Consider the following 25,631-nt stretch of genomic DNA (forward strand, 5'->3'; position numbering starts at 1 on the left):
TTATGATGAATAAACGTCAAATGGAGTTTATGAACATTGCTATGAAACATTTTCCAGAAGCGAAAGAGAAATTAAAATCGGTTGGAATTGAGATTTCAATGGATATGCTACCGACATTCATGGACTTATTTACAAAAGTAATGAATGAAGCATATGATATGGGGAAACGTGATGGTCTGCGTCGAAAGTAATAGATCAATGAATTAGGTTCTATAGTAGGAGGAGCTACAGTCTTTTTTGATAAGCTGAATAGCTCCTTTTTATTTTGATATGGAGATATTATGAGAATGTAATTATTAGTTAGAGTCCCTTGTGGGCACCGTTCTTATGTCTAGAAAGTAGAAGAGCGAGCTTGTCATAAGGGGATGAGAGCTAATCTGGACACTAGCACTTTTCATAAAATAATTGAAATTGTATCTTGCATGATGAGGTTTGATTATGTAAAATTAGTACCAAGTCATAGTAATTGATATTAATAATGTATATAAATGTTTGAATGAAAAGGGGTTGCTTATGATGAATGCTGGAATCCTTGGGATTGGCCGATACCTACCAGAAAAAGTCGTAACAAATGCTGATTTAGAAAAAATCATGGATACATCAGATGAATGGATTAGAACGCGTACAGGAATACAAGAAAGAAGACATGCTAATGAGGATGTTAATACATCACATATGGCTTATAGAGCAGCGTTAGAAGCGTTAGAGAAATCTGGTATTCAAGCCGAAGAAATTGATTTAATTTTAGTTGCGACTGTTACACCAGACCAAGCTTTTCCTACGGTTTCTTGTATGATTCAAGAACAGTTAGGGGCAAAAAATGCAGCAGCAATGGATATAAGTGCTGCATGTGCTGGTTTCATGTATGGCATGGCAACTGCTGAACAATTCATAAAAAATAAAACGTATAAATATGTTTTAATAGTCGGTGTAGAAAAGTTATCTAAGATTACAAATTGGGATGATCGAAATACAGCCGTTTTATTTGGAGATGGTGCCGGTGCAGTTGTAATGGGACCTGTATCTGACGGAAAAGGATTGTTAGCATTTGAACTTGGTGCTGATGGTACTGGAGGAAAATATTTATATCAAGATAGTGAAAATCATATTGTTATGAATGGTAGAGAAGTATTTAAATTTGCTGTTCGTCAAATGGGGCAATCTTGTATAAATGTTTTAGAAAAAGCAAATTTGAAAAAAGAAGATGTAGATTATTTAATTCCACACCAAGCTAACTTACGTATTATGGAGTCAGCGAGAGAACGATTAGAGCTTCCTCCTGAAAAAATGTCAAAAACGGTGCATAAATATGGAAATAATTCAGCGGCTTCTATTCCAATCGCATTGGCAGAAGAATTAGAAGCGGGTAAAATTAAAGAGAATGATCTTGTTGTAATGGTAGGCTTCGGCGGAGGATTAACTTGGGGAGCTATTGCATTACGATGGGGAAGATAATTTAAGAATGATGGTAAGGAGCTGACAAGGCATGAAAAGGCGCGTTGTAGTAACGGGCATTGGTGCAGTGACACCACTTGGAAATGATGCTTATACAACTTGGAATAATATAAAACAAGGTAAATCAGGAATTGGTCCGTTAACAAGAATTAATAAAGATGAGTATCCTGCAAAGGTAGCAGCAGAAGTGAAAGATTTTTCAATTGGCGAATTTGTAGATCGTAAAGATGCACGCAAAATGGATCGCTTTACGCATTATGCAATTGCAGCTGCTAAGATGGCGGTAGATGATGCGAAGCTAGAGATTAATGACAGTAATGCGAATCGTATTGGTGTTTGGGTTGGTTCTGGAATTGGTGGAATGGAAACATTCGAAACACAATATGAAACTTTCTTAAACAGAGGTTATCGTAGAGTAAGCCCGTTCTTTGTACCTATGATGATTCCAGATATGGCTACTGGCCAAGTATCGATTTATTTAGGTGCAAAAGGTGTTAACTCATGTACAGTAACCGCTTGTGCGACAGGAACAAATTCTATTGGTGATGCATTTAAGGTTATTCAACGTGGAGATGCAGATGCGATGATTACAGGTGGTGCAGAAGCACCAATTACGAAAATGTCAGTTGCAGGATTCTGCGCTAACACAGCATTATCCACTAATCCAGATCCAGAAAAGGCTAGTAGACCTTTTGACGCAAATCGTGATGGCTTCATTATCGGTGAAGGTGCTGGAATTGTTGTGCTTGAAGAATTAGAACACGCTCTAGCACGTGGTGCTAATATATATGCTGAAATTGTTGGATATGGTTCTACAGGAGATGCATATCATATTACAGCTCCAGCTCCAGGTGGAGAGGGGGGAGCACGTGCTATGAAGATTGCTCTTGATGATGCAGGTCTAGCACCTGAAGATGTTGGATATATCAATGCTCATGGAACAAGTACAGAATACAATGATAAATATGAAACAATGGCTATAAAAGAAGTATTTGGTGAACATGCATATCATCTAGCAGTTAGTTCAACGAAATCTATGACAGGTCATTTACTAGGTGCTGCTGGTGGAATTGAAGCAATCTTTACCGTATTAGCGATAAAAGAAGGTATTCTACCTCCGACGATTAATTTAGACACACCAGACCCAGAATGTGACTTAGATTATGTTCCTAATGAAGCGCGATCACAAGAAATCAAGGCGGCTATTAGTAACTCACTAGGTTTCGGTGGTCATAACGCAACTATTGCATTTAAAAAATTCGAAAACTAAGCAAAAAAGCGAAAACTGATATCCATTTTGGGTGTCAGTTTTTTTGTAGTTTACTTAGGTAAAGAGAACTGATTTGTGGTTATCTTTTGAGAATAGGGTATTTAGTCTTGTGTATTATAGGTAACTATGTGAGAATCGAAAAAACTAAGAAAAGAATTGTATTGAAGAATCGTGTTTAAGCACCTACTTTATACCCTATTTTAGAAACAGTCCTTATAGATAAGTAGCGGGTGTAATAAAAACTTTTCAAAATCATACTATGGTAGAGGGCATCTTATTTCTGGAAAATGAAAGAGAAGTAGGTGAAATAATGGGTATGATCAAAACGGAGGATTGGCTAGTAGAATATGGAGATAACCCTTTGAAAATATGTAACAAGCTACAACCCTATTTTGAAAAGTTAACAGATAAAGAAATCTATCACTATCTTCAACAATTCGGCATGTATCATGCTTCTTCTAAAGTAAAAACAGATATAGAAAAATTACAGCAAAATCAAACATGGGAAAAAGTGGAGGACTTATTTTTAGTTTATCAAGAAAAATGGAAAGGGCCCGATATTCCAATTTTTATTTTCCCTCATCGAAAACAACCACTATTTATAAAAGGACATAATAAATCAGGACTAGCATTTCCTGATAAATTGTTTCTCTTTTTATCTCCTAAATTAAATCAGAAGGATAGAGAGGCATTGCTTATTCATGAATATCATCATGTGTGTCGTTTACATACACAGAAAAAAAGTATAAATGAATATACCATCGCTGATTCTATTATTTTAGAAGGCTTAGCAGAATATACAGTTGAAAAAGCGCTAGGCTCTAAGTACTTAGCTCCATGGACAAAGCAATATACGATTAGTTTTTTAGATAAGTGTTGGAAATCCTATTTTCAAGATAATACATCATTGAGCAGAAATGAAAAAAAGCATGATCAATTGATTTATGGGAGAGGCACCTATCCTGCAATGATTGGATATTGCATGGGATATTATTTGGTTGATTTATATTTTAAAACAAATAATTATTCTAATAAAATTTCATTTCATATTTCTCCAGAGAAAATTATCGAAAATTACATAAAATTGTCGAAACAAAAAGAAAAATAAGGTGATGTAACACTGTAAAGCTACAGCGTGCTGAAATGAACAAACTCTTATTTGAGAGTGTCGATAGCCATACGTATAGCTAGCATATTATTTTTAGAAAATTTTTTCTTTAGAAATTATTGACGGAAAATGAAATTAGAGTGTAAAATGTAAAAAATGTTATATATGTAAATTTTATGTAAAGATACACAGGGAGGAGCATTATCATTGAATATAACAGAAACTCTATTAACAATTGATCATTTACATACAAGTTTTAGGATTAATGATCACTACTATGATGCGGTTGATAATGTGTCTATATCATTGAAAAAGAATGAGATACTAGCCATTGTTGGAGAATCTGGATGTGGAAAGAGCACATTGGCGACCTCAATCATCGGTCTTCATGATGATAATAATACGAAAATAAAGGGTAAGATTCTCTTTAAAAATATGAATCTAGTAGAGCTAAATGAGAATAAGATGAATGGCATCCGTGGTAATAGTATTGGGATGATATTTCAAGATCCTCTTTCAGCTTTAAATCCGCTGATGAGGGTGGAAGAACAGATTGCTGAAGGCCTGATCTATCATTCGAATTTAACGAAAGAACAACGTTCAAAGCGGGTTATCGAATTATTGAAACAAGTTGGCATTCCTAATCCTGAACGGGTAGCAAGACAGTTCCCACATCAGCTCTCCGGGGGAATGAGACAACGTGTAATCATTGCAATCGCTATATCTTGTAAACCAGCAATCATCATTGCTGATGAACCAACTACAGCATTAGATGTTACCATTCAAGCTCAAATTTTAGATTTGCTAAAAGCGTTACAAACGGAAACAGAAGCTGGCATTATATTGATTACTCACGATTTAGGTGTAGTAGCTGAAATGGCTGATCGTGTAGCTGTTATGTATGCAGGGCAAATCATTGAAGAGGCTCCTGTTGAAAGATTATTTAGTAGTCCTAAACATCCATATACAAAATCTTTATTTCATTCCATTCCTCAAATGAATAGCGAGAACGAAAAGTTACGTGTTATTCAAGGCTTAGTGCCCTCATTGAAAAATCTCCCTAGAACTGGTTGTCGTTTTTCTTCACGTATTCCTTGGATTGACAAGCACTTCCACGAAGATAATCCAGAGTTACATGAAATCTCTCCGGGACATTTTGTAAGATGTACCTGCTGGAAGCACTTTTATTTTGAAGGTGAAGAAGGAGGGATTTAGAATGAGTTTTTTACAAATTAAGGATCTTTGCGTTCATTACCCAATTCGAGGGGGTTTTTTTAATACCATTGTTGATTATGTTTACGCAGTCGATGGAGTCAACATGGAGATAGAAAAAGGGAAATCATATGGTTTAGTTGGTGAGTCTGGTTCTGGAAAATCTACTACTGGAAAAGCCATTATCGGTTTAGAAAAAGTTACTTCTGGTAGCATAATTTTTGAAGGGCAAAATATTTCGAATAAGAGAAGAAATCGGCTGTCTGATTATACGAGAGACATTCAAATGATATTTCAAGATGCTAATTCCAGCTTAAATCCAAGGAAACGAGTTAGGGATATTATTGCGGAACCTATTCGGAATTTTCAGAATTTAAGTGATCAAGAAGAAAAAAGGCGAATTAATGAGTTATTAGAGATTGTTGGTATGACAGAGGACGCACAATATAAATATCCACATGAATTTTCAGGAGGACAGAAGCAACGAATAGGAATTGCCCGTGCATTAGCATGCAATCCAAAGCTAATTATTGCTGATGAACCAGTTTCAGCATTAGATTTATCCGTACAAGCTCAGGTTCTTAATTTTATGAAAGATATACAGAAAGAATTTAATTTAAGTTATTTATTTATCTCACATGATTTAGGTGTTGTGAAGCATATGTGTGATCATATTACCATTATGTACAAGGGGCGTTTTGTTGAAACGGGTACACGTAAGGAGATTTTTGAGAATCCGCAACATATTTATACAAAGCGTTTATTATCGGCAATACCAGATATCAATCCGTTACACCGTAATAAAACAAAACGGAATCGTAGGGAGATTGAAACATTATATGCACAAAACGAGCATATATATTATGACGACAAAGGCAAGATTTACGATTTAAAACCATTAAGTGAAACTCACTATGTAGCCAAGAAGGATACTGTAAAGGGGGGCATATAAAATGTGGAAAGTCATAGTAAGACGCTGTTTAGTGATGATTCCACAGTTATTTGTCTTAAGTTTATTAGTTTTTATTCTAGCCAAATTTATGCCAGGGGATCCCTTTACTGGTTTAATAACACCGCAAACAGATCCTTCAAAGATAGAAGAATTAAGAATCGAATCAGGATTTTATGACCCATGGTATGTACAATACTTTAATTGGATTACGAATGCATTTCAAGGAGATTTTGGAAGGAGTTATACCTTTAAAGTAGATGTTGCCACACTAATTGGTGAAAGAGGATTGAACACCTTATGGTTATCAATTGTTAGCGTAATTCTAGTATATCTTATTGCTGTTCCACTAGGTGTATTATCAGGTCGCTATCATAATTCATCATTAGACAAGTCGGTCGTTTTATACAGTTATATTACGTATGCGATACCAACCTTTGTTCTTTCATTGATCTTTTTGTTCTTATTTGGTTATAAGATTCCTTTATTTCCAACTAGCGGTACTATAGATGTCGCATATATTCCGGGGACATTTGGTTATATATGGAGTAAGTTTTATCATATTTTGCTTCCAGCGATTACATATGCTGTTTTAGGTACGACAGCAATCATTCAATATTTAAGAAATGAAGTTATTGATGCGAAGAGTCAAGATTATGTAAAAACAGCTAGAAGTAAAGGGATTCCAATTAATAAAGTATATTCAAAGCATATTTTTAGAAATTCATTGTTACCTATTGCTGCCTTTTTTGGTTTTACGATTACTGGATTATTAGGAGGATCCGTTTTTATTGAAACGATTTTTGCTTATCCAGGAATGGGTCAACTTTTTATTCATGCGATTACAGCTAGAGATTATAGTGTAATAACTGCGCTAGTCTTACTATATGGCTTCTTAACACTATTAGGAAGTTTATTGTCAGATATTATCTTAAGCATTGTTGATCCACGTATTCGAGTAGACTGATAAAAGGTAGAAAGAGAGGTGAACGATGGCATGAATCAACAAACTGAAATCTCAACGGAAATTATTGATAAAAGTATAAATGAAGTATCGCCAACTGGCTTTCGAATTATTGCAAGGGAGTTTAAAAAAGATAGGCTAGCGATGTTTTCATTAGTAGGTCTAGTCGTTCTCATACTAGGGATATTTATTGGTGCGAATTTTATAGATCAAGAAGAGGTCATGCGTGTTAGTTTACTAGATAAGTATGCGAAACCAGGTGAAGGTTTTTTACTTGGCGCTGACCAAGGTGGTCGTTCGATAATGGGACAACTTATTATCGGAGCAAGAAATTCAATTGCGATTGCAATGGCCATTACAGTAATAACAGCGATATTGGGAGTTACTATTGGACTAATATCGGGTTATTTTGGAGGAATTATTGATAATGTCTTTATGAGAATCATAGATTTCTTTATGACGTTACCAACATTAATGATTATTATCGTATTCGTTACGATTATTCCTAAATATACGGTCACAAGTTTTATTGTGATTATGAGTATTTTTTTATGGGTTGGAACAGCGAGGCTTATTCGAAGTAAGGCTTTATCAGAAAGTAGACGAGATTATGTTAATGCTTCTAAAACGATGGGAACGAATGATTTTGTAATCATCTTCAAGGAAGTAATGCCTAATCTTAGCTCGATTATCATTGTTGAACTTACGTTAAACTTCGCTGGAAATATTGGAATTGAAACTGGACTTACTTTCCTTGGGTTTGGTTTGCCTCCATCGACACCAAGCTTAGGGACACTAGTCTTCTATGCGGTAAATCCAGAAGTTTTATCAACTAAATTGTGGATCTGGTTACCAGCATCAATACTTATTTTGGTATTGATGTTAGGAATAAATTATGTTGGGCAGGCGCTTCGCCGTTCAGCAGATGCAAAACAAAGATTAGGATAAAAAGGAGGAAAAGGGATGAAAAATAGGAAATGGGCACTACTAGCTATTCTATTCACGCTTGTACTTGTCTTAAGTGCTTGTGTAGGTGAAAAGAAAAGTGAAAAAGTACAAAAAGAAAATGAAAAAACAAAAGAAGAGGTTAAAAAGACTGCGTTTCCTTTAGTAATGAAAAATGATGGCGAAGCCATTAAAGGAGGCACATTAAATGTAGCTCTCGTAACAGATTCACCGTTTCAAGGGGTATTTACAGATATGTTATCAGAGGATGCGTATGATTTAGAGATTATGAAATTTGCTTCAAATAACATTTTTTCCACAGATGGGGATTATCTTGTAAAAGAAGGTGGAATAGCGTCCTTAGATGTTGATGTGGATAATAAAAAAGCAACAATTAAAATCCGTGATGGAGTTAAATGGTCAGATGGTGAACCTTTAAAGGTTGAAGATATTATGTTCCCGTATCAAATTATTGGACATAAAGATTACACAGGTGTTCGCTATGATACAGATGCCAAAAATATTGTAGGTATGGAAGAATACCACGCTGGAAAAGCAGATACTATTTCAGGTTTGAAAAAAGTAGATGATTCTACACTAGAAATATCATTTAAAAAGGTATCACCAGCTATTTATACAGCAGTTGGCGATGGACTATTATATTATGCTGAGCCAAGTCATTATTTAAAAGACGTACCTGTTAAAGATTTAATAAATTCAGATAAAATTCGTAAAAATCCACTAACTCTAGGAGCATTCAAAATCGAGCGAATTGTTAATGGAGAATCTGTTCAGTTTGCTGCAAATGAAAACTATTGGAAAGGCAAACCGAAGATTGATAAAGTCGTGTTAAAAACAGTACCTTCAACTTCAATTGTAGCAGCTTTAAAAGCAGGAGAATATGATTTCGCATTAAGTATGCCAACGGATATTTACAGCACATATAAAGATTTAGATAATATTACAATTTTAGGTCGACCAGAAATGTCCTATTCATACTTAGGTTTTAACCTTGGTACGTATGATAAGAAAAATGGCGTTAGCGTGATGAATCCTGATGCAAAAATGAATGATGTCAAGCTTCGCCAAGCAATGGCTTATGCGATGAATCTTGAAGAGGTTAATACACAGTTCTACTTAGGGCTTCGTGAACGCGCGAATTCATTAATTCCACCAGCATTTAAAACGTATTATGATAGCTCGTTAAAAGGATACAATTATGATCCAGAAAAAGCGAAAAAATTATTAGATGAAGCAGGATATAAAGATACTGATGGTGATGGTACTAGAGAAGATAAAAACGGAAAACCATTAGAAATTAAAATGGCATCTATGTCAGGTGGAGATAATGCGGAACCAATCGCTCAATTCTATATTCAGAATTGGAAGGACGTTGGTTTAAAAGTTACTTTGTCTACAGGACGTTTAATTGAATTTAATAGCTTCTATGATAAAGTACAAGCAAATGATAAAGAAATTGATATTTATATGGCAGCATGGGCTACTGGTACTAATCCTTCTCCAATCGGTTTATATGGAAAAGAAGCAGAATTTAATATGAGCCGCTTTACTTCTGATGAAAATGATGATCTATTAGCAGCGATTGACTCTCCAAAAGCGATGGATCCATCTTATAGAGCTGAAGCATTTAAAAAATGGCAAGAATACATGGCTCAACAAGTTCCAGTTGTACCAACTCAATTCCGTACAGAATTATTCCCAGTTAATAATCGTGTGAAAGGTGTAGATATTACACCTGGAGTTGATGATAATTACCATGAGTGGGAATTAACAGCAGAAACTGCTGTAAAATAAAATAAATAAGTTTATTCAGTAGCCCTTATAGTTAAGAGATTATATCCCTTTGACTATAAGGGTTTTTTGCCCCATGTCTGTATTAGATGACATTTGCCTTTTTAATATTGTAATAATAATCAAGGATGTTTTTCGGTAATAACGAATAATTTTACCAATCACTGCCTATACTTATTGACAAATAGTTTCCAAATAAGTGAGGGGTAAAATATGCTATATCTCCATGATGTATGGGTTAATTGGTTTGAAGGTGAAGAAAATGGTTACAATATTTGCCACTTTCATGAATGGAGAAAAGAAGATGGAATTGAATTATTAGATCAAGTTCCTTTACTTAAAGTTTCTTCGGCTCTTTTTCAGTACATTGAGAATGATTTGAGTGATTTGCCGCGTGAATTATTAGAGGAAGTCTATCAAAAAGCATATTGTAGGAAAAATCATGAAAGAATTCAATTGGAATATTGCTTTGTAATGTCAGATGGAAAAGGGATAATGGCGATAGATACGATGGGGTATCAAATACCAATTAGGAAGAGTCGACTGATTCCTCGACAAGAGCAGCTTGTTTTTGAAATGATATCGAATGCACCTGATAAAGAATATAGTTTCGTTTCGAAAGCAGAGTTTAAGAAAGATTATCACATATTGTCTCCAGAACCTGAAACTATGAATGGACTTACTCGAAAAGAAAGACAATTAAAGCAATTATTATTTATGGCTCTTGATCAATTAAAGACATCCAAAAATACAGCTGAGATTCGTTATTGGTATACGGAATGGTCTCCCGATAAGTATCCTTATATTCAAAAGTTAGAATTTGAAGAGGCTTGGAGGGAATTGTTTCAGGAAACAAAAACAGGCTGGACCTTTAAGCATGAAGTGCTTTGTGAACACTTAATAAAAGGTCAACCTTTTTTTGAAAAGCTTTGGGAAATGGAAGTGGGAGATCGACCATCTATGCTATGAGGGTTAGGTTATCAAAATGTATAATACAATGAAGGTTTTACATATGCGAAAAAAAGGGTTCTCACTATAATTAGTGAGAACCCTTGTCTATTGATAACCTGTTTTAGCTAAAAACTTTTACACGATCAGAGATTGGAGCAAATGTTTTTTCACCAGCTGGAGCAGTCGGTGTACCAAATGGCAATTGTGCGGCTAATTGCCATGAAGCAGGAATATTCCATTCAGCTTTTACTGCATCATCTACTAATGGTTGATAATGTTGTAGCGTTGCTCCGAATCCTTCTGCTTCAAGACCTGCCCAAACAAGTAATTGAACCATTCCGCCAGTTTCTGAAGAATAAGATGGAAATTTATCTGCATATGTTGGGAACTGTTTTTGTAATCCTTCAACAACATCCATATCTTCAAAGAATAATACAGTACCATACCCAGATTTAAACATATTCATTTTTCCTTCTGTTTCAGCAAATGCGTCGGCAGGAACAATTTTACGTAAAGTTTCTTTAGTGATGTCCCAGAATTTATCACTTTGTTCTTTTAGCAGAATAACAGCTCTAGTATTTTGGGAGTTAAAAGCTGAAGGGGCATGTAATACAGCAAATTCAACGATTTCTTGAATACGTTCATCTGATACAGGCGATTCATTATTAATCGTATAAATTGAGCGTCTTTCTTTTAGTACAGTATAAAAATCTTTAGTCATGTTGAAAATCTCCTTTAATTCATATGAAAAAATTTATCTTAGAAAACATTAAATAATGTTTTTAAGTACGAAGCTTGGAGCTCATGAATAAGTGACTAAATTGGAATGCTATTCGAAATTATTCAAAAAATATTTATTCACTATCATAAATACCCCATTTTAAAAAAAGCAAACAGAATATGTATAAATAATTGGTTACTTTATGTAAGTTAGTATATTACTGTTAATAATAAACGTCAAATAATTTGGTTATATTTTGTAATATGAAGATTGAAATGCAACTTTATATCATTACATAAGAGATCGATTTTTTAATATTGGAGCGTGTGTTGTTTGATAGGCGAGAATAATTGAAAGAAAGAGGTTAAATGTTTAAGGAAAGTGAGCGTCGAAAGAGATTAAGGGTACAAAGAGTCATACAAAAAGAGCATCCCCTAAATTTTTAGGGGATGCTCTTTCATTACGATTTAGGTTTTATCGTTTGCGACCTAAGCCCATTGCGTTGTTCATCTTACGTAGCATTTTGTTTGCTTGCTTATTGGCTTTTTCTGCACCAATATCCAAAATGTGGTCAAGCTCTTCAGAGTTAATTAACTCATTGTATTTATCCTGAATTGGTTTAAGTGCGTTAATTACGACTTCAGCCATGTCAGCTTTAAAATCTCCATAACCTTTGCCTTCATATTTCTTTTCAATGTCTTCGATAGAAATATTACCTAAAATTGAGTAGATTCCCATTAGGTTTGAAATACCTGGTTTGTTTACTACATCATATTTTACAGTTCCATCTGAGTCAGTTACTGCACTTTTTATTTTCTTTTCAATTACTTTTGGTTCATCTAATAACGCGATATATCCTTTTGGGTTCGGGTCAGATTTACTCATTTTTTTCATTGGATCTTGTAAGCTCATTACTCGAGCGCCAATTTTAGGAGTGCGGATTTCTGGAATTTTAAATATTTCATTATACTTTTTATTAAAACGTTCTGCTAAATCACGTGTTAATTCCATATGTTGTTTTTGATCATCTCCTACTGGAACGATGTCAGTATCATATAGAAGAATGTCTGCCGCCATTAATGGTGGATAAGTAAGTAAACCAGCTGATACAGCATCTTTACCAGATGATTTATCTTTAAATTGAGTCATTCGCTCTAATTCACCAATATAAGATGTACAAGTCATCATCCATCCAGCTTGTACATGTGCAGGTACTTCTGATTGAATAAAGATGGTTGCTTTGTTTGGATCAATTCCTGCTGCTATATAAAGGGCAGCTAGGCTCTTTGTGTTTTTGCGTAACGCTAAACGATCTTGTGGAACTGTAATTGCGTGTTGATCAACAATACAAAAATAACAATTATAGTCATTTTGTAAATCAACAAATTGCTTCATTGCTCCAATATAGTTGCCCAGTGTTAAAGAGCCGGACGGTTGAATACCAGAGAATATTGTTTTCATGTATGTCACTCCTTGTAATATATACCAACATTTTATCAGCTATTTCCTTGAAAATCATGTTTAATAATGGAGGAGATTAATAATAGAACCATAATGCGATTGACATAATGATTAGTACGATTAATCCACTATATAGAAGCTGTGAGTACGGTAGCGAAATCAACTCAGACAATGGAGTTATATGATTTACATCTTCTTCTGCCTCGGGAACGCTATTTCTTTTAAACATTCTTCTAAAGCTATATGAAATTCCATCAAAAAAACCTTTTTCAACAACTAAAATAACTAATCCTAAAATGATGTATGCGCTTGAAAAATAAAAGCTTATGTTAATAAATTGAAGTAAAGAAAGCTGCTCATATACAATCCATGATAATAGAATCGTAAGTATCAAAGTTACAACAACAATTGCTAAAATAGGCCTATTTTTTACCTGTTTTATCATATCATTTTATTCCTCATTTTCTAAAGTGATGATATAGAGCCTAGTATAGCAAATAATAGGCATAAATGAGAAGTTCCTTTTTCGTGAATAAAAGCACATAACCGTTATTAGTTATGTGAATATAATTAATTGTAAAGATTTTAGTGTTGAAATAGCGATAATTGTTATAAAATTTATGGATATAATTCCATTATTTATCTCATATAGTTATATTTCCTATATTTAAGTAAAAACGTTATTTTTAGTAGGTTTATCACGATTTTTTCAATAAATATGAAGCGTTTTCTTATTGGGAATTTTCTTGAAAAAGAGTATAATGGAAACTGATTATTATTTTTTCAGAAAACTTTTTTAGGAAAACTATTTTACAAGTTGTCGAAAAATTGTATAATAACGTTTGTAGATAATTGACAACTAAGAGGAGTGTGTGAATTTGAAAAAGTCTAAATTTTCTCTGCTTTTAGTACTAACTCTAGTACTAAGCTTAGTATTGTCGGCTTGTTCAGGTGATAAGTCATCTGATAGTGACAAAAAAAGCGAAGGTAAAAAAGATGTAGCACAAGAGTTAAGGGTATTGGAATCTTCTGAAATTCCAACAATGAACAGTATTAAAGCTGAAGATACAGTTTCCTTCTCGACAATCAACAACACACAAGAAGGATTGTATCGTCAAAATGAAAAACGTGAACTAGTACCTGCAATTGCCGAAGGAGACCCTGAAGTGAATGCAGAAGGTACAGAATTTACAGTTAAATTAAAATCAGGTATCAAATGGGCAAACGGAGATGCTTTAACAGCAAAAGATTTCGTTTATGCATGGCAACAAGCTATCGACCCAAAAAATGCTTCTCTTTACGGACCATATATGATGGACGGAAAAATCAAAGGAGCACAAGAAATTACTGATGCAGCAGCTGCAAAAAAACCTTACGATGTTACAACTCTAGGAGTTACTGCTCCTGATGACACAACATTAGTTGTTCAAACTGAAGTGCCGATGACAGTTGAATTTTTTAAAGGGTTCGTGGCATTCCCGACATTTAATCCATTAAACCAAAAATTCGTTGAAGCACAAGGCGATAAATATGGTACAACTGCAGAAACTCATCTTTCTAACGGTCCATTCGTTTTAGCTAAATGGAATGGTCCAACTGCAACTGAATGGGTTTATGAAAAAAATGAAAACTATCGTGATGCTAAAAATGTTAGCTTAACAAAAATTACATTTAACGTATCAAAAGATCCACAAGCAGCAGTTAACGCATTTGAATCAGGTGAAGCAGATATTACACCAAAATTATCATCTGATATCGTTCCTCAATATGAAGGAGACGATCGCATGGTAACTTGGTTAGAGCCAAGTATCTTCTGGTTGAAATTAAACCAAAAAGATAATCCAGCTCTATCAAATGTAAACATCCGTAAAGCAATCGGAACTGCTATCAATCGTGAAGATTTAGCAAATGACGTTTTAAATAATGGTTCAATTGCTGCATACTACGCAGTACCAAAAGATTTAGTTAAAAATGAAGATGGTGAAGATTTCCGAGATGCTAACGGAGATATGATGAAATATGATGTGAAAAAAGCAAAAGAATATTGGGCAGCAGGTTTGAAAGAACTTGGTGTTGATAAAATTGAACTTAGCTACTTAAATGGTGATACAGAAAGTGCTAAGAAACAAGGTGAGTACATCAAGGATCAATTAGAGAAAAACCTAGAAGGTTTATCTATCAAACTTGAAAATGTTCCATTTGCAGTCCGTTTAGATCGTGATGCAAAACAAAATTACGATATCCAAGCAGCTGGATGGAGCCCAGACTACTTAGATCCAATTTCTTTCTCTGATTTATGGGTTACTGATGGTGGAAATAACAGAATGAGTTATTCTAACCCTGAGTACGATAAATTAATTGAAGAAGCTAATAAAACAACGGATGAAGCTGAAAAATGGAAATTGTTACAAAAAGCTGAAAAGATCGTATTAGAACAAGATGCTGCGGTAGCACCACTTTACCAACGTGCATCTAATCTATTAGTTAATCCAAAAGTTAAAGGATTTACATACCATGTTGTAGGTCCAGAATACAGCTATCAATATATCGAAATTACTGAATAATCTTTAAGTAATTTAATCCGTAAAGGGATACCGATAAAAGAGAGTATATCTCCATATACTCTCTTTTTCCCTATACGCAAATATTTAGAAAATTTAAAAATATAGGAGGTGCAGGAATGGTTAAGTATATAGCGCAACGAGTATTTTATATGATAATAACTTTATTGGTAATAGCTTCTCTTACTTTTTTCCTCATGAAAATAATTCCCGGTACACCTTTTAAGAATGTAAACAAGCTATCGGAAGCACAGTTGGAGATTATGAATGATAAGTACGGCCTAGATGACCCTGTTCCATTACAATATGTGAAATACATCGGGAATCTTCTAAAAGGTGATTTAGGAACTTCCTTCCAATTCAATAACACTCCAGTTACAGATATCATAGGTGATTTAATCGGACCTTCTGCACAACTTGGTTTTCAAGCGATGTTTTTAGGTACGATTGTAGGTATTGCGCTCGGACTAATTGGAGCTTTGAAACAAAATACATGGATTGATTATAGTGCCACTTTTATAGCGGTACTTGGTAAATCAATTCCGAGTTTCGTATTTGCAGGATTGTTACAATACTGGATTGGTGTGAAGTTAGGGTGGCTTCCTGTTGCATTTTGGCGCGGGTTTGAATATACCATTATGCCGACAATTGCTTTGTCTATTTTCCCAATCTCGATTGCAGCGCGTTTTATGAGAACGGAAATGATTGAGGTATTAAGCTCGGATTATATAACTCTAGCGAAAGCAAAAGGGGCGAGTGGTTTTGAAGTAGCAGTAAAGCATGCTTTACGTAATGCACTTATCCCTGTTGTAACGGTTTTAGGGCCATTAACAGTTTCTCTTATGACAGGCTCTCTTGTAATTGAAAAAATATTCTCTGTACCTGGTATTGGTGAACAGTTCGTAAAAGCAATTCAAGTAAATGATTATCAAGTAATCATGGGTACTACGTTACTATTTGCGACCCTTTTTGTTGTCGTAATATTAATAGTTGACATTTTATATGGATTAATTGATCCACGAATTAGATTGGCAGGAGGAAAGAAATAATGGCTAATAGTGAAATGAAAATACCACAAGAAAAATTTCAGCCTGCCATTATTGATACTGCGAAGCAAGAAGAAATTTCAAAACCAAGTCTTAACTTTTGGCAGGATGCTTGGTTGCGTGTAAGAAAGAATAAAGGAGCAATAGTGAGTTTAGTTGTTCTTGTTTTCATATTAATAATGGCATTCCTAGGACCAGCTATAAGCGGTAAGGGTGCGTATGACCAAAATGTAAAACATTCGAATTTACCTGCGAAAATACCAGTACTTGAAAATATAGATTGGTTACCTTTTGATGGGAAAATGGTGAATAAAGCTGGTAAAGAAGTAGATATGTATGAAATGAAAAAAGTACCTGATGATACGTACTACTGGTTCGGAACAGACGGTTTAGGACGCGATATTTTTACTCGTTTGTGGAAAGGTACACAAATTTCGTTATACATTGCTTTCTTAGCTGCTTTCATTGATATGGTAATAGGGGTAGCATATGGAGCAATTTCAGGATATTTTGGTGGTCGCTTGGATACCATTATGCAACGTATTACGGAAGTCTTAATGGGTATCCCAAACTTAGTTATTGTTGTATTGATGATTCTAGTGCTTGAACCAGGTATTCTGTCTATTACGATAGCGTTGTCTGTTACTGGATGGGTTAGTATGTCAAGGGTAGTACGTGCTCAAGTGTTAAAGCTAAAAGAGCAAGAGTTTGTATTAGCATCTAAAACTCTAGGAAACTCACATGCGAAAATAATTTTTAAACATCTAGTTCCTAACTTGGCTGGGGTCATTATTATTAACACGATGTTTACGATACCAAGTGCTATCTTCTTTGAAGCTTTCCTAAGCTTTATCGGATTAGGACTTCAAGCTCCAGCGGCTTCATTAGGTACATTAATTGATGATGGATTTAAATCATTATTAACATACCCACATATGTTAATATTCCCAGCGATAACAATTAGTTTAATTATGATTTGTTTTAATATGATTGCGGACGGATTACGTGATGCACTAGATCCGAAAATGCGTGATTAAGGTAGGTGAGAATTGTGGAAAAAATACTAGAAGTAAAAGACTTAAATATTTCGTTTCATACATTTAGTGGAGAGGTACAAGCTATCCGTGGAGTGAACTTTGATTTACATAAAGGAGAAACACTAGCCATTGTAGGTGAGTCAGGTTCTGGTAAATCTGTTACAACTAAATCGATTATGCGCTTGTTACCTCCTGGTAATTCAGAAATAAAAAGCGGTGAAATCCTTTTTAATGAAAAGGATCTTACAAAACTATCAGAACGAGAAATGCAAAAAATCCGTGGTAAAGACATTTCTATGATTTTTCAGGATCCTATGACTTCATTGAATCCAACAATGAAGGTCGGTAAGCAAATTATGGAGCCTATTATGAAGCATCATAAGTTGCATAAAAGAGAAGCGAAGGCTCGAGCGATTGAATTGCTTAAATTAGTAGGTATTCCAATGCCAGAAAAACGTTTTGAGCAATATCCACATCAATTCTCAGGTGGAATGAGACAACGTGTTGTTATCGCAATTGCGCTTGCTTGTAACCCGCAAATATTAATCGCGGATGAACCAACAACTGCTCTTGATGTAACAATTCAAGCACAAATATTAGAGCTTATGAAGGCGTTACAAAAGAAAATTGATACATCTATCATTTTTATTACTCATGATTTAGGTGTTGTAGCAAATGTGGCAGATCGAGTAGCGGTTATGTATGGTGGAAAAATCGTTGAAATTGGAACGGTTGATGAAATTTTCTATAATCCACAGCATCCGTATACATGGGGATTAATTAGTTCCATGCCAGATTTGGACTCACGTGGGAAAGAACTTTATGCTATACCAGGAACACCTCCTAATCTATTGAATCCTCCAAAAGGAGATGCTTTCGCACCACGTAACCAGTATGTCATGCAAATTGATTTAGAGGAACAACCACCAATGTTTAAAATATCTGATACACATTATGCCGCAACTTGGTTATTACATCCTGATGCACCAAAGGTAGTGCCGCCAGAAGCAGTACTTAAAAGACAAAAACAGTTCCTTTCAGTGAACGGAGGACAATAATATGGCACAAAAGGAAAAGAAAATTTTATTAGAAGTAAAGAATTTAAAGCAATACTTTAACGAAGGCAAACCAAATATGGTTAAAGCGATTGATGATATTTCATTTTTCATTTATGAAGGTGAGACGTTAGGATTAGTTGGAGAATCTGGTTGTGGCAAGTCAACGACTGGTAGAACGATAATTCGTTTGTATGATGCAACTGCTGGTGAGGTATTATTCCGTGGTGAAAATGTACATGGAAAAAAGACAAAACAGCAAATGAAAGAATTGAATCGTAAAATGCAGATGATTTTCCAAGATCCATATGCTTCATTGAACCCAAGAATGAAGGTAAGTGATATCATTGCTGAAGGTATTGATATTCATGGTCTTGCAAAATCTAAAGAAGATCGATTACAGCAAGTATATCATCTGTTAGAAACAGTTGGTTTGAATAAAGAACACGCGAATCGTTATCCTCATGAATTTTCAGGTGGACAACGTCAGCGCATTGGAATTGCCCGAGCATTAGCCGTTCAGCCAGATTTTATCATTGCAGATGAACCGATTTCAGCACTAGATGTATCCATTCAAGCACAGGTTGTCAATTTAATGAAAAAGTTGCAAGAAGAAAAAGGATTAACGTATCTGTTTATTGCACATGACTTGTCAATGGTGAAGTATATAAGTGATAGAATTGGAGTTATGTATTTTGGTAAGCTTGTAGAAATTACTACAAGTGAAGAATTATATGCAAATCCACTACATCCATACACAAAATCATTATTATCTGCTATTCCACAGCCTGATCCAATCAGTGAACGCACTAGAACACGTATAACTTATGACCCTTCTGTTCATGGTTATACGGAAGGAGAAGAAGTGAAAATGCGTGAGGTTAAGCCTGGACATTTTGTACTTTGCTCAGAAAAAGAATATAAACAATATCAAGAAGAACTAAAAAAATAGAGTAAAAAAACTACTTAGACTCCCCGGTCGAAGTAAGTTTTTCTATGTTTATATAGCATACAAAAATTACCAAATTATTAGAAAATAATGATAAAAACTAACGAGTATATTCTGATAAAATATTGAATATTCGAAAAGTCTACAACACTTTACAGCATTAGAGGATTAAATGGGAATTTTGTATTATTTTGTATAGGAAAAATTACTCATTTTATAGAAAAATCGCCGTATTTTGACAAGATATGTTAATTTTCAAAAATAATTTAATTTACAAAATTTCGATAAATTGTATAATAAAATTTGTGTTCGTTCATATTTTAAAAAGGGGTGTAACAATTTGAAAAAGTCTAAATTTTCTTTTCTTTTAGTTCTGACTTTAGTTCTAAGCATCTTTTTAGCTGCTTGTGGCGATAAAAAGACAGAAGAAAAAGCTGGTTCTGATTCAAAAGAAACAAAGCTTGCTGAAAAACAAGAGCTAAGAGTATTAGAATCATCTGAAATTCCATCTATGGATAGTGCGATGGCACAAGACGAAGTTTCATTCACAATGCTCACAACAACACAAGAAGGTCTATACATCCAAGATGAAAAAAGTAATCTAGTTCCTGGAGTAGCTGAAGGAGAACCTGAAGCAAATGCAGATGGAACAGAATTTACTGTTAAATTGAAAAAAGATCTTAAATGGTCAAATGGCGATGCACTAACTGCAAAAGATTTTGTATTCGCTTGGAAACGTGCTGTTGATCCAAAAACAGCTTCACCTTATGGTCCATACATGATGAATGGAAAAATTAAAGGTGCTGAAGCTATTACAGAAAATGCAGCTGCTAACAAAGCGTATAACTTAGATGATCTAGGTGTACAAGCTGTTGATGATACAACTTTAAAAATCACAATGGAAAAACCAATGACTGTTGAATTCTTCAAAGGATTAATGGCATTTGGTACGTTCATGCCACAAAATGAAAAATTTGTTACTGAACAAGGTGCAAAATTTGCAACTACTGCAGAATCAAGTCTTTCTAACGGACCATTTAAGTTAACTGAATGGAACGGACCTACTGCACAAAAATGGACAGTTGAGAAAAATGAAAACTACCATGGTACAAAAGATGTTAATTTAACAAAAATCATGTTTAACGTAGTGAAAGATCCACAAGCTGCTGTAAACTTAATTGAATCTGGTGAAGCAGATATCAGTGCAAAACTTTCTTCAGACATCGTTCCTCAATATGAGGGAGATGAAAGAATGCAAAGCTGGTTAGATCCAAGTGTATTCTGGTTAAAAATGAACCAAAAACAAAACCCTGCTCTAAAAAATGTTAACATCCGTAAAGCTATCGCAATGGGCTTCAATAAAGAGGATTTAGCAAAAGACGTATTAAATAACGGTACAATTCCTGCAAACTATGCAGTTCCTTCCGATTTTGTTAAAGATGAAAATGGCAAAGATTTCCGTGATGCAAATGGAGATATGCTTACTTATAACGTAGAAGAAGCGAAAAAAGCATGGGAAGCTGGATTAAAAGAATTAGGTAAAAAAGAAGTTACTATTAAATACTTAGGTGGAGACACTGAATCATCTAAAAAAGTTGACCAATACATGAAAAATCAACTTGAAACAAATCTTCCAGGTTTAACTATTAAACTTGAAAGTGTTCCTTTTGCAGTTCGTTTAGATCGTGATACAAAACAAGATTATGATCTTCAAGCTGCTGGTTGGGGACCTGACTATTTAGATCCAATCTCTTTCTCAGATTTATGGGTAACTGGTGGAGGAAACAATAAAATGGATTACTCTAACCCAGAATACGATAAATTAATTGAAGAATCTCAAAACACTGCTGATCAAGCTAAGCGTTGGGAAGCTCTTCAAAAAGCTGAGAAAATCTTGTTAGAACAAGATGCAGCAATTGCTCCAATCTACCAACGTGCTAGCAGTATGCTTGTTGCAACTAAGGTAAAAGGTTTTAACCACCATGGTGTCGGACCTAACCATAGTTACCAATTCATGTCTATCGTAGAATAATCTTTTATAGGTATATTTAAGCACTATCTTGAAAAGAGAGTATATGCAAATATACTCTCTTTTCACCTATAAACTAATTTTTTTGATTTAGCAGAAAATTAATACAATTAAGGGGGTGAGGGTATTGATTAAATTTATAGCAAAACGTGTAGTTTATATGCTCATTACATTATTTTTAATCGCTTCTTTTACTTTTTTCCTCATGAAAATAATTCCGGGTACTCCGTTTTCCAATGCTAATAAATTAAATGATGCCCAATTGCAAATAATGAAGGACAAGTATGGATTGGATGATCCAATTCCAGTTCAATATGCGAAATACATGGGGAATATTTTGAAAGGTGATTTAGGAAATTCCTTTCAGTTTAATAATGTTCCTGTAACTGATATTATCGGAGATTTAATTGGACCTTCAGCTCAATTAGGTTTTCAGGCAATGTTTTTTGGAACGATAGTCGGGATAATCCTGGGCTTAGTGGCAGCCTTGTATCAAAATACATGGATTGATTATACCTCGACTTTCATAGCAGTATTAGGGAAGTCTGTTCCGAGCTTTGTATTCGCTGGAATTCTTCAATATTTTGTCGGTGTAAAATTAGGGTGGTTTCCAGTTGCCTTTTGGCGGGGTTTTGAATACACCATCATGCCAACTATAGCGTTATCCATTTTCCCAATATCTATAGCAGCTCGTTTTATGAGAACAGAGCTTATTGAAGTATTAGGTTCAGATTATATTACACTAGCAAAAGCTAAAGGTGCTAGTAGTTTTGAAGTTTCCGTTAAACATGCCCTACGAAATGCTTTAATACCAGTTATTACGGTATTAGGACCATTATTGGTATCTTTAATGACTGGATCTTTAGTTATCGAGAAAATCTTTGCTGTTCCTGGTATTGGTGAGCAGTTTGTTAAGTCCATTCAAGTGAATGACTATCCAGTAATTATGGGAACAACGATATTGTTCGCGGCGTTGTTTGTATTCGTAACGTTAATAGTAGATATTTTATATGGATTAATTGATCCTAGAATTAGAGTGGCTGGAGGGAAAAAATAATGGAAAATGTAAATCTTAAGATTCCAAAAGATAAATTTCAGCCTGCCATTGTCGATTCGAAAACAAGTGAAGAAATCAATAAGCCTAGTTTGAATTTTTGGCAGGATGCATGGCTTCGTGTTCGAAAAAACAAAGGAGCTTTAATTAGTATCATCATTTTAGCGATGATTGTTATTATGGCTTTTGTTGGTCCGATTATTAGTGGAAAAGACGCGAATGTACAAAACGTTAAATATTCTAATTTGCCAGCAAAGATACCTGTTCTAGAAAATGTTCATTGGCTTCCATTTGACGGTACCATGGTTAATAAAGCGGGTAAGGAAATAGATATGTATGCAATGAAAAAAGTACCTGAGGATACGTACTATTGGTTCGGGACAGATTCTCTTGGACGAGATCTATTTACTCGTTTATGGAAAGGTACACAAATTTCATTGTATATTGCCTTGCTAGCTGCGTTAATTGATATGGTGATCGGGGTAACATTTGGTGCCATTTCAGGATATTTTGGTGGTCGAATTGATAACTTTATGCAACGTATTACGGAAATCTTGATGGGAATTCCAAATTTAGTAGTCGTTGTTTTGATGATCCTCGTACTAGAGCCAGGTATTTTATCGATTACCATTGCCTTATCAATCACGGGGTGGGTAACGATGGCTCGTGTTGTCCGAGCTCAAACACTAAAATTAAAGGAACAAGAATTTGTTCTTGCATCTCGTACATTAGGAAACTCGCATGCGAAAATTATCTTTAAGCATTTAATTCCCAACTTAGCTGGAGTGATCATCATAAACACTATGTTCACTATTCCAAGTGCGATTTTCTTTGAAGCCTTCTTAAGTTTCATTGGATTAGGTTTAGTTCCACCAGCTGCTTCTTTGGGGACTTTAATAGATGACGGAATGAAAGCATTATTAACATATCCTCATTTGTTGATTTTCCCTGCTATTGCCATTAGCTTGATAATGATTTGTTTTAACTTGGTTGCAGATGGTTTACGTGATGCACTAGATCCAAAAATGCGCGATTAAGGTAGGTGGAAATTGTGGAGAAAATTTTAGAAGTAAAAGATTTAAATATTTCATTTCATACGTTTGCTGGAGAAGTACAAGCTATTCGTGGTGTTAACTTTGATCTTAAGAAAGGTGAAACACTAGCGATTGTTGGAGAATCTGGGTCAGGTAAATCAGTAACAACAAAATCAATTATGCGCTTACTTCCTCCTGGAAATTCAGAAATAAAAAGTGGAGAAATTCTTTTTGATGGAAAGGATTTAGCCAAATTATCAGAACGTGAGATGCAAAAGATCCGCGGGAAAGATATTTCTATGATCTTTCAGGATCCAATGACTTCTTTGAACCCAACGATGAAGGTTGGAAAGCAAATTATGGAACCTATTATGAAACATCATAAGTTGCATAAAAGAGAAGCGAAGCAAAGAGCGATAGAACTGCTTAAATTAGTTGGAATTCCAATGCCGGAAAAACGTTTTGAGCAATATCCGCATCAATTCTCTGGTGGGATGAGACAGCGTGTAGTTATTGCTATTGCACTTGCCTGCAATCCTCATATATTAATTGCTGATGAGCCTACTACAGCTCTTGACGTAACGATTCAAGCGCAAATTCTTGAATTAATGAAGGCTTTACAAAAGAAAATTGACACTTCTATTATCTTTATTACACATGATTTAGGTGTAGTGGCAAATATTGCAGATCGTGTAGCCGTAATGTATGGTGGGAAAATCGTTGAAATTGGAACAGTTGATGAAATTTTTTATAATCCGAAACACCCATATACTTGGGGGTTAATTAGTTCAATGCCAGATTTGGATTCAAGAGGGAAAGAACTTTATGCGATTCCTGGTACACCTCCAAATCTATTAAATCCTCCTGCAGGTGATGCATTCGCAGCTCGAAATGAATATGTTATGCAAATCGATTTAGAAGAACAACCACCAATGTTTAAAGTATCTGATACTCATTATGCAGCGACTTGGTTGCTTCATCCTGATGCTCCAGAAGTTATCCCGCCAGAAGCGGTTCTAAAAAGACAAAAACAATTTCTTTCAATGAAGGGGGGAAATTGACATGGCTAATAACGAAAAGAATATATTATTAGAAGTAAAAAATTTAAAACAGTATTTTAATGAAGGCAAATCCAACATGGTAAAGGCTATTGATGATATTTCATTTTTTATTTATGAAGGTGAAACACTTGGTTTAGTTGGAGAATCAGGATGTGGTAAATCGACGACTGGGAGAACGATTATTCGTCTCTATGAAGCAACAAGTGGAGAAGTTTTATTCCGTGGTAAAAATGTTCATGGAAAGAAAACGAAAAAAGAGCTGAAGGAATTCAATCATAAAATGCAAATGATCTTTCAAGATCCTTACGCTTCTTTAAATCCACGAATGAAAGTAAGTGATATTATTGCTGAAGGTATTGATATACACGGTTTAGCTAAAACGAAAACTGAGCGAATGGAAAAAGTATACGAGCTCCTTGAAACGGTTGGCTTAAACAAAGAACATGCAAATCGTTATCCGCATGAATTCTCAGGTGGGCAACGACAACGTATCGGGATTGCTCGTGCTCTTGCGGTAGAGCCTGATTTTATCATTGCAGATGAGCCTATATCTGCACTTGATGTATCCATTCAAGCGCAAGTAGTTAATTTAATGAAGCAATTGCAAAAAGATAAAGGATTAACATATTTGTTTATCGCTCATGATTTGTCAATGGTTAAGTATATTAGTGATCGTATTGGCGTTATGTATTTTGGAAAGCTAGTTGAAATTACAACGAGTGAAGAATTATATAATAATCCATTGCATCCATATACAAAATCTTTATTGTCAGCCATACCACAACCTGATCCAATCACTGAGCGCACGAGACAGCGTACTGCTTATGATCCTTCTATTCATGGTTACACAGAAGGAGAAGAAGTGAAAATGCGCGAGGTTAAGCCTGGACATTTTGTGCTTTGCTCGGAGAAAGAATATATACAGTATCAACAAGAAGCAAAAAATTAAAAAAGACC

The 25,631-nt window shown here is 34.8% G+C and carries 23 protein-coding genes; 20 read left to right on the top strand and 3 right to left on the bottom strand.

What is annotated here, in order from left to right; genetic code table 11:
- Positions 1-5: 5 nt before the first annotated feature.
- From BN349_RS01415 to BN349_RS01460, 10 genes are all read left to right on the top strand, one after another.
- Positions 6-191: a ComZ family protein gene (locus BN349_RS01415; protein WP_019240483.1), complete on the top strand. Its 186-nt coding sequence runs from the start codon at positions 6-8 to the stop codon at positions 189-191.
- Between the two features lie 325 nt (positions 192-516).
- The gene (locus tag BN349_RS01420) at positions 517-1,455 is read left to right on the top strand and encodes a beta-ketoacyl-ACP synthase III (protein WP_019240484.1); all 939 of its coding nucleotides are present in this window, start codon (positions 517-519) and stop codon (positions 1,453-1,455) included.
- 31 nt (positions 1,456-1,486) lie between these two features.
- Positions 1,487-2,725, top strand: coding sequence for a beta-ketoacyl-ACP synthase II (fabF, locus tag BN349_RS01425; protein ID WP_019240485.1), 1,239 nt, complete (start codon positions 1,487-1,489; stop codon positions 2,723-2,725).
- Positions 2,726-3,035: 310 nt separating this feature from the next.
- Positions 3,036-3,833, top strand: coding sequence for a DUF2268 domain-containing protein (locus BN349_RS01430; RefSeq protein WP_026089113.1), 798 nt, complete (start codon positions 3,036-3,038; stop codon positions 3,831-3,833).
- A gap of 207 nt (positions 3,834-4,040) precedes the next feature.
- Positions 4,041-5,048: an ABC transporter ATP-binding protein gene (locus tag BN349_RS01435; RefSeq protein ID WP_019240487.1), complete on the top strand. Its 1,008-nt coding sequence runs from the start codon at positions 4,041-4,043 to the stop codon at positions 5,046-5,048.
- Between the two features lies 1 nt (position 5,049).
- Positions 5,050-5,997 carry an ABC transporter ATP-binding protein gene (locus tag BN349_RS01440; RefSeq protein WP_019240488.1) on the top strand — a complete coding sequence of 316 codons (948 nt, stop codon included), beginning with the start codon at positions 5,050-5,052 and terminating at the stop codon, positions 5,995-5,997.
- A 1-nt stretch (position 5,998) separates the two neighbouring features.
- Positions 5,999-6,961 (top strand): oligopeptide ABC transporter permease, encoded by a 963-nt coding sequence (gene opp4B / locus BN349_RS01445; protein ID WP_019240489.1) that lies wholly within the window; start codon positions 5,999-6,001, stop codon positions 6,959-6,961.
- Positions 6,962-6,991: 30 nt separating this feature from the next.
- Complete coding sequence (locus BN349_RS01450; protein WP_019240490.1) at positions 6,992-7,906, top strand: ABC transporter permease; 915 nt, start codon at positions 6,992-6,994, stop codon at positions 7,904-7,906.
- A 15-nt stretch (positions 7,907-7,921) separates the two neighbouring features.
- Positions 7,922-9,718: an oligopeptide ABC transporter substrate-binding protein gene (gene opp4A, locus BN349_RS01455; RefSeq protein WP_019240491.1), complete on the top strand. Its 1,797-nt coding sequence runs from the start codon at positions 7,922-7,924 to the stop codon at positions 9,716-9,718.
- Positions 9,719-9,928: 210 nt separating this feature from the next.
- A complete protein-coding gene (locus BN349_RS01460; protein WP_019240492.1) occupies positions 9,929-10,684 on the top strand; it encodes a YjbA family protein in 756 nt (251 codons plus the stop codon).
- A gap of 103 nt (positions 10,685-10,787) precedes the next feature.
- Here BN349_RS01460 and BN349_RS01465 read toward each other — a convergent pair whose 3' ends face one another.
- The 3 genes from BN349_RS01465 to BN349_RS01475 all read right to left on the bottom strand — a co-directional run bounded on the left by BN349_RS01465 (position 10,788) and on the right by BN349_RS01475 (position 13,293).
- Entirely contained in the window at positions 10,788-11,387 is a 600-nt protein-coding gene (locus tag BN349_RS01465; protein WP_019240493.1) for a nitroreductase family protein, read from the bottom strand.
- Positions 11,388-11,861: 474 nt separating this feature from the next.
- The gene (gene trpS, locus BN349_RS01470; RefSeq protein WP_019240494.1) at positions 11,862-12,848 is read right to left on the bottom strand and encodes a tryptophan--tRNA ligase; all 987 of its coding nucleotides are present in this window, start codon (positions 12,846-12,848) and stop codon (positions 11,862-11,864) included.
- 76 nt (positions 12,849-12,924) lie between these two features.
- On the bottom strand, positions 12,925-13,293 hold the full coding sequence (locus BN349_RS01475) for a DUF3899 domain-containing protein (RefSeq protein ID WP_019240495.1): 369 nt from the start codon (positions 13,291-13,293) through the stop codon (positions 12,925-12,927).
- Between the two features lie 427 nt (positions 13,294-13,720).
- Between BN349_RS01475 and BN349_RS01480 the strand changes: the two genes are divergently transcribed.
- The 10 genes from BN349_RS01480 (at position 13,721) to BN349_RS01525 (ending at position 25,623) form a co-directional block, all read left to right on the top strand.
- Entirely contained in the window at positions 13,721-15,412 is a 1,692-nt protein-coding gene (locus tag BN349_RS01480) for a peptide ABC transporter substrate-binding protein (protein WP_232423497.1), read from the top strand.
- Positions 15,413-15,528: 116 nt separating this feature from the next.
- A complete protein-coding gene (gene opp3b, locus BN349_RS01485; RefSeq protein WP_019240497.1) occupies positions 15,529-16,458 on the top strand; it encodes an oligopeptide ABC transporter permease in 930 nt (309 codons plus the stop codon).
- Complete coding sequence (opp3C, locus tag BN349_RS01490) at positions 16,458-17,492, top strand: oligopeptide ABC transporter permease (RefSeq protein ID WP_019240498.1); 1,035 nt, start codon at positions 16,458-16,460, stop codon at positions 17,490-17,492. The genes opp3b (BN349_RS01485) and opp3C (BN349_RS01490) overlap by 1 nt, the downstream gene beginning before the upstream one ends.
- A gap of 14 nt (positions 17,493-17,506) precedes the next feature.
- Entirely contained in the window at positions 17,507-18,550 is a 1,044-nt protein-coding gene (locus BN349_RS01495) for an ABC transporter ATP-binding protein (RefSeq protein ID WP_019240499.1), read from the top strand.
- Position 18,551: 1 nt separating this feature from the next.
- The gene (locus tag BN349_RS01500) at positions 18,552-19,499 is read left to right on the top strand and encodes an ABC transporter ATP-binding protein (RefSeq protein WP_019240500.1); all 948 of its coding nucleotides are present in this window, start codon (positions 18,552-18,554) and stop codon (positions 19,497-19,499) included.
- A 337-nt stretch (positions 19,500-19,836) separates the two neighbouring features.
- Positions 19,837-21,528, top strand: a complete 1,692-nt coding sequence (locus tag BN349_RS01505) for a peptide ABC transporter substrate-binding protein (RefSeq protein ID WP_019240501.1) — start codon at positions 19,837-19,839, stop codon at positions 21,526-21,528.
- Between the two features lie 124 nt (positions 21,529-21,652).
- Positions 21,653-22,582 carry an oligopeptide ABC transporter permease gene (gene opp3b, locus BN349_RS01510; protein ID WP_019240502.1) on the top strand — a complete coding sequence of 310 codons (930 nt, stop codon included), beginning with the start codon at positions 21,653-21,655 and terminating at the stop codon, positions 22,580-22,582.
- Complete coding sequence (opp3C, locus tag BN349_RS01515; RefSeq protein WP_019240503.1) at positions 22,582-23,616, top strand: oligopeptide ABC transporter permease; 1,035 nt, start codon at positions 22,582-22,584, stop codon at positions 23,614-23,616. Before opp3b (BN349_RS01510) ends, opp3C (BN349_RS01515) begins: the two co-directional genes overlap by 1 nt.
- 14 nt (positions 23,617-23,630) lie before the next feature.
- Complete coding sequence (locus tag BN349_RS01520) at positions 23,631-24,674, top strand: ABC transporter ATP-binding protein (RefSeq protein WP_019240504.1); 1,044 nt, start codon at positions 23,631-23,633, stop codon at positions 24,672-24,674.
- A gap of 1 nt (position 24,675) precedes the next feature.
- A complete protein-coding gene (locus BN349_RS01525) occupies positions 24,676-25,623 on the top strand; it encodes an ABC transporter ATP-binding protein (protein ID WP_019240505.1) in 948 nt (315 codons plus the stop codon).
- Positions 25,624-25,631 lie beyond the last annotated feature (8 nt).

This window comes from Bacillus sp. AP8, from assembly GCF_000321185.1.
GTDB classification, from domain to species: domain Bacteria; phylum Bacillota; class Bacilli; order Bacillales; family DSM-1321; genus Bacillus_AD; species Bacillus_AD massilioanorexius.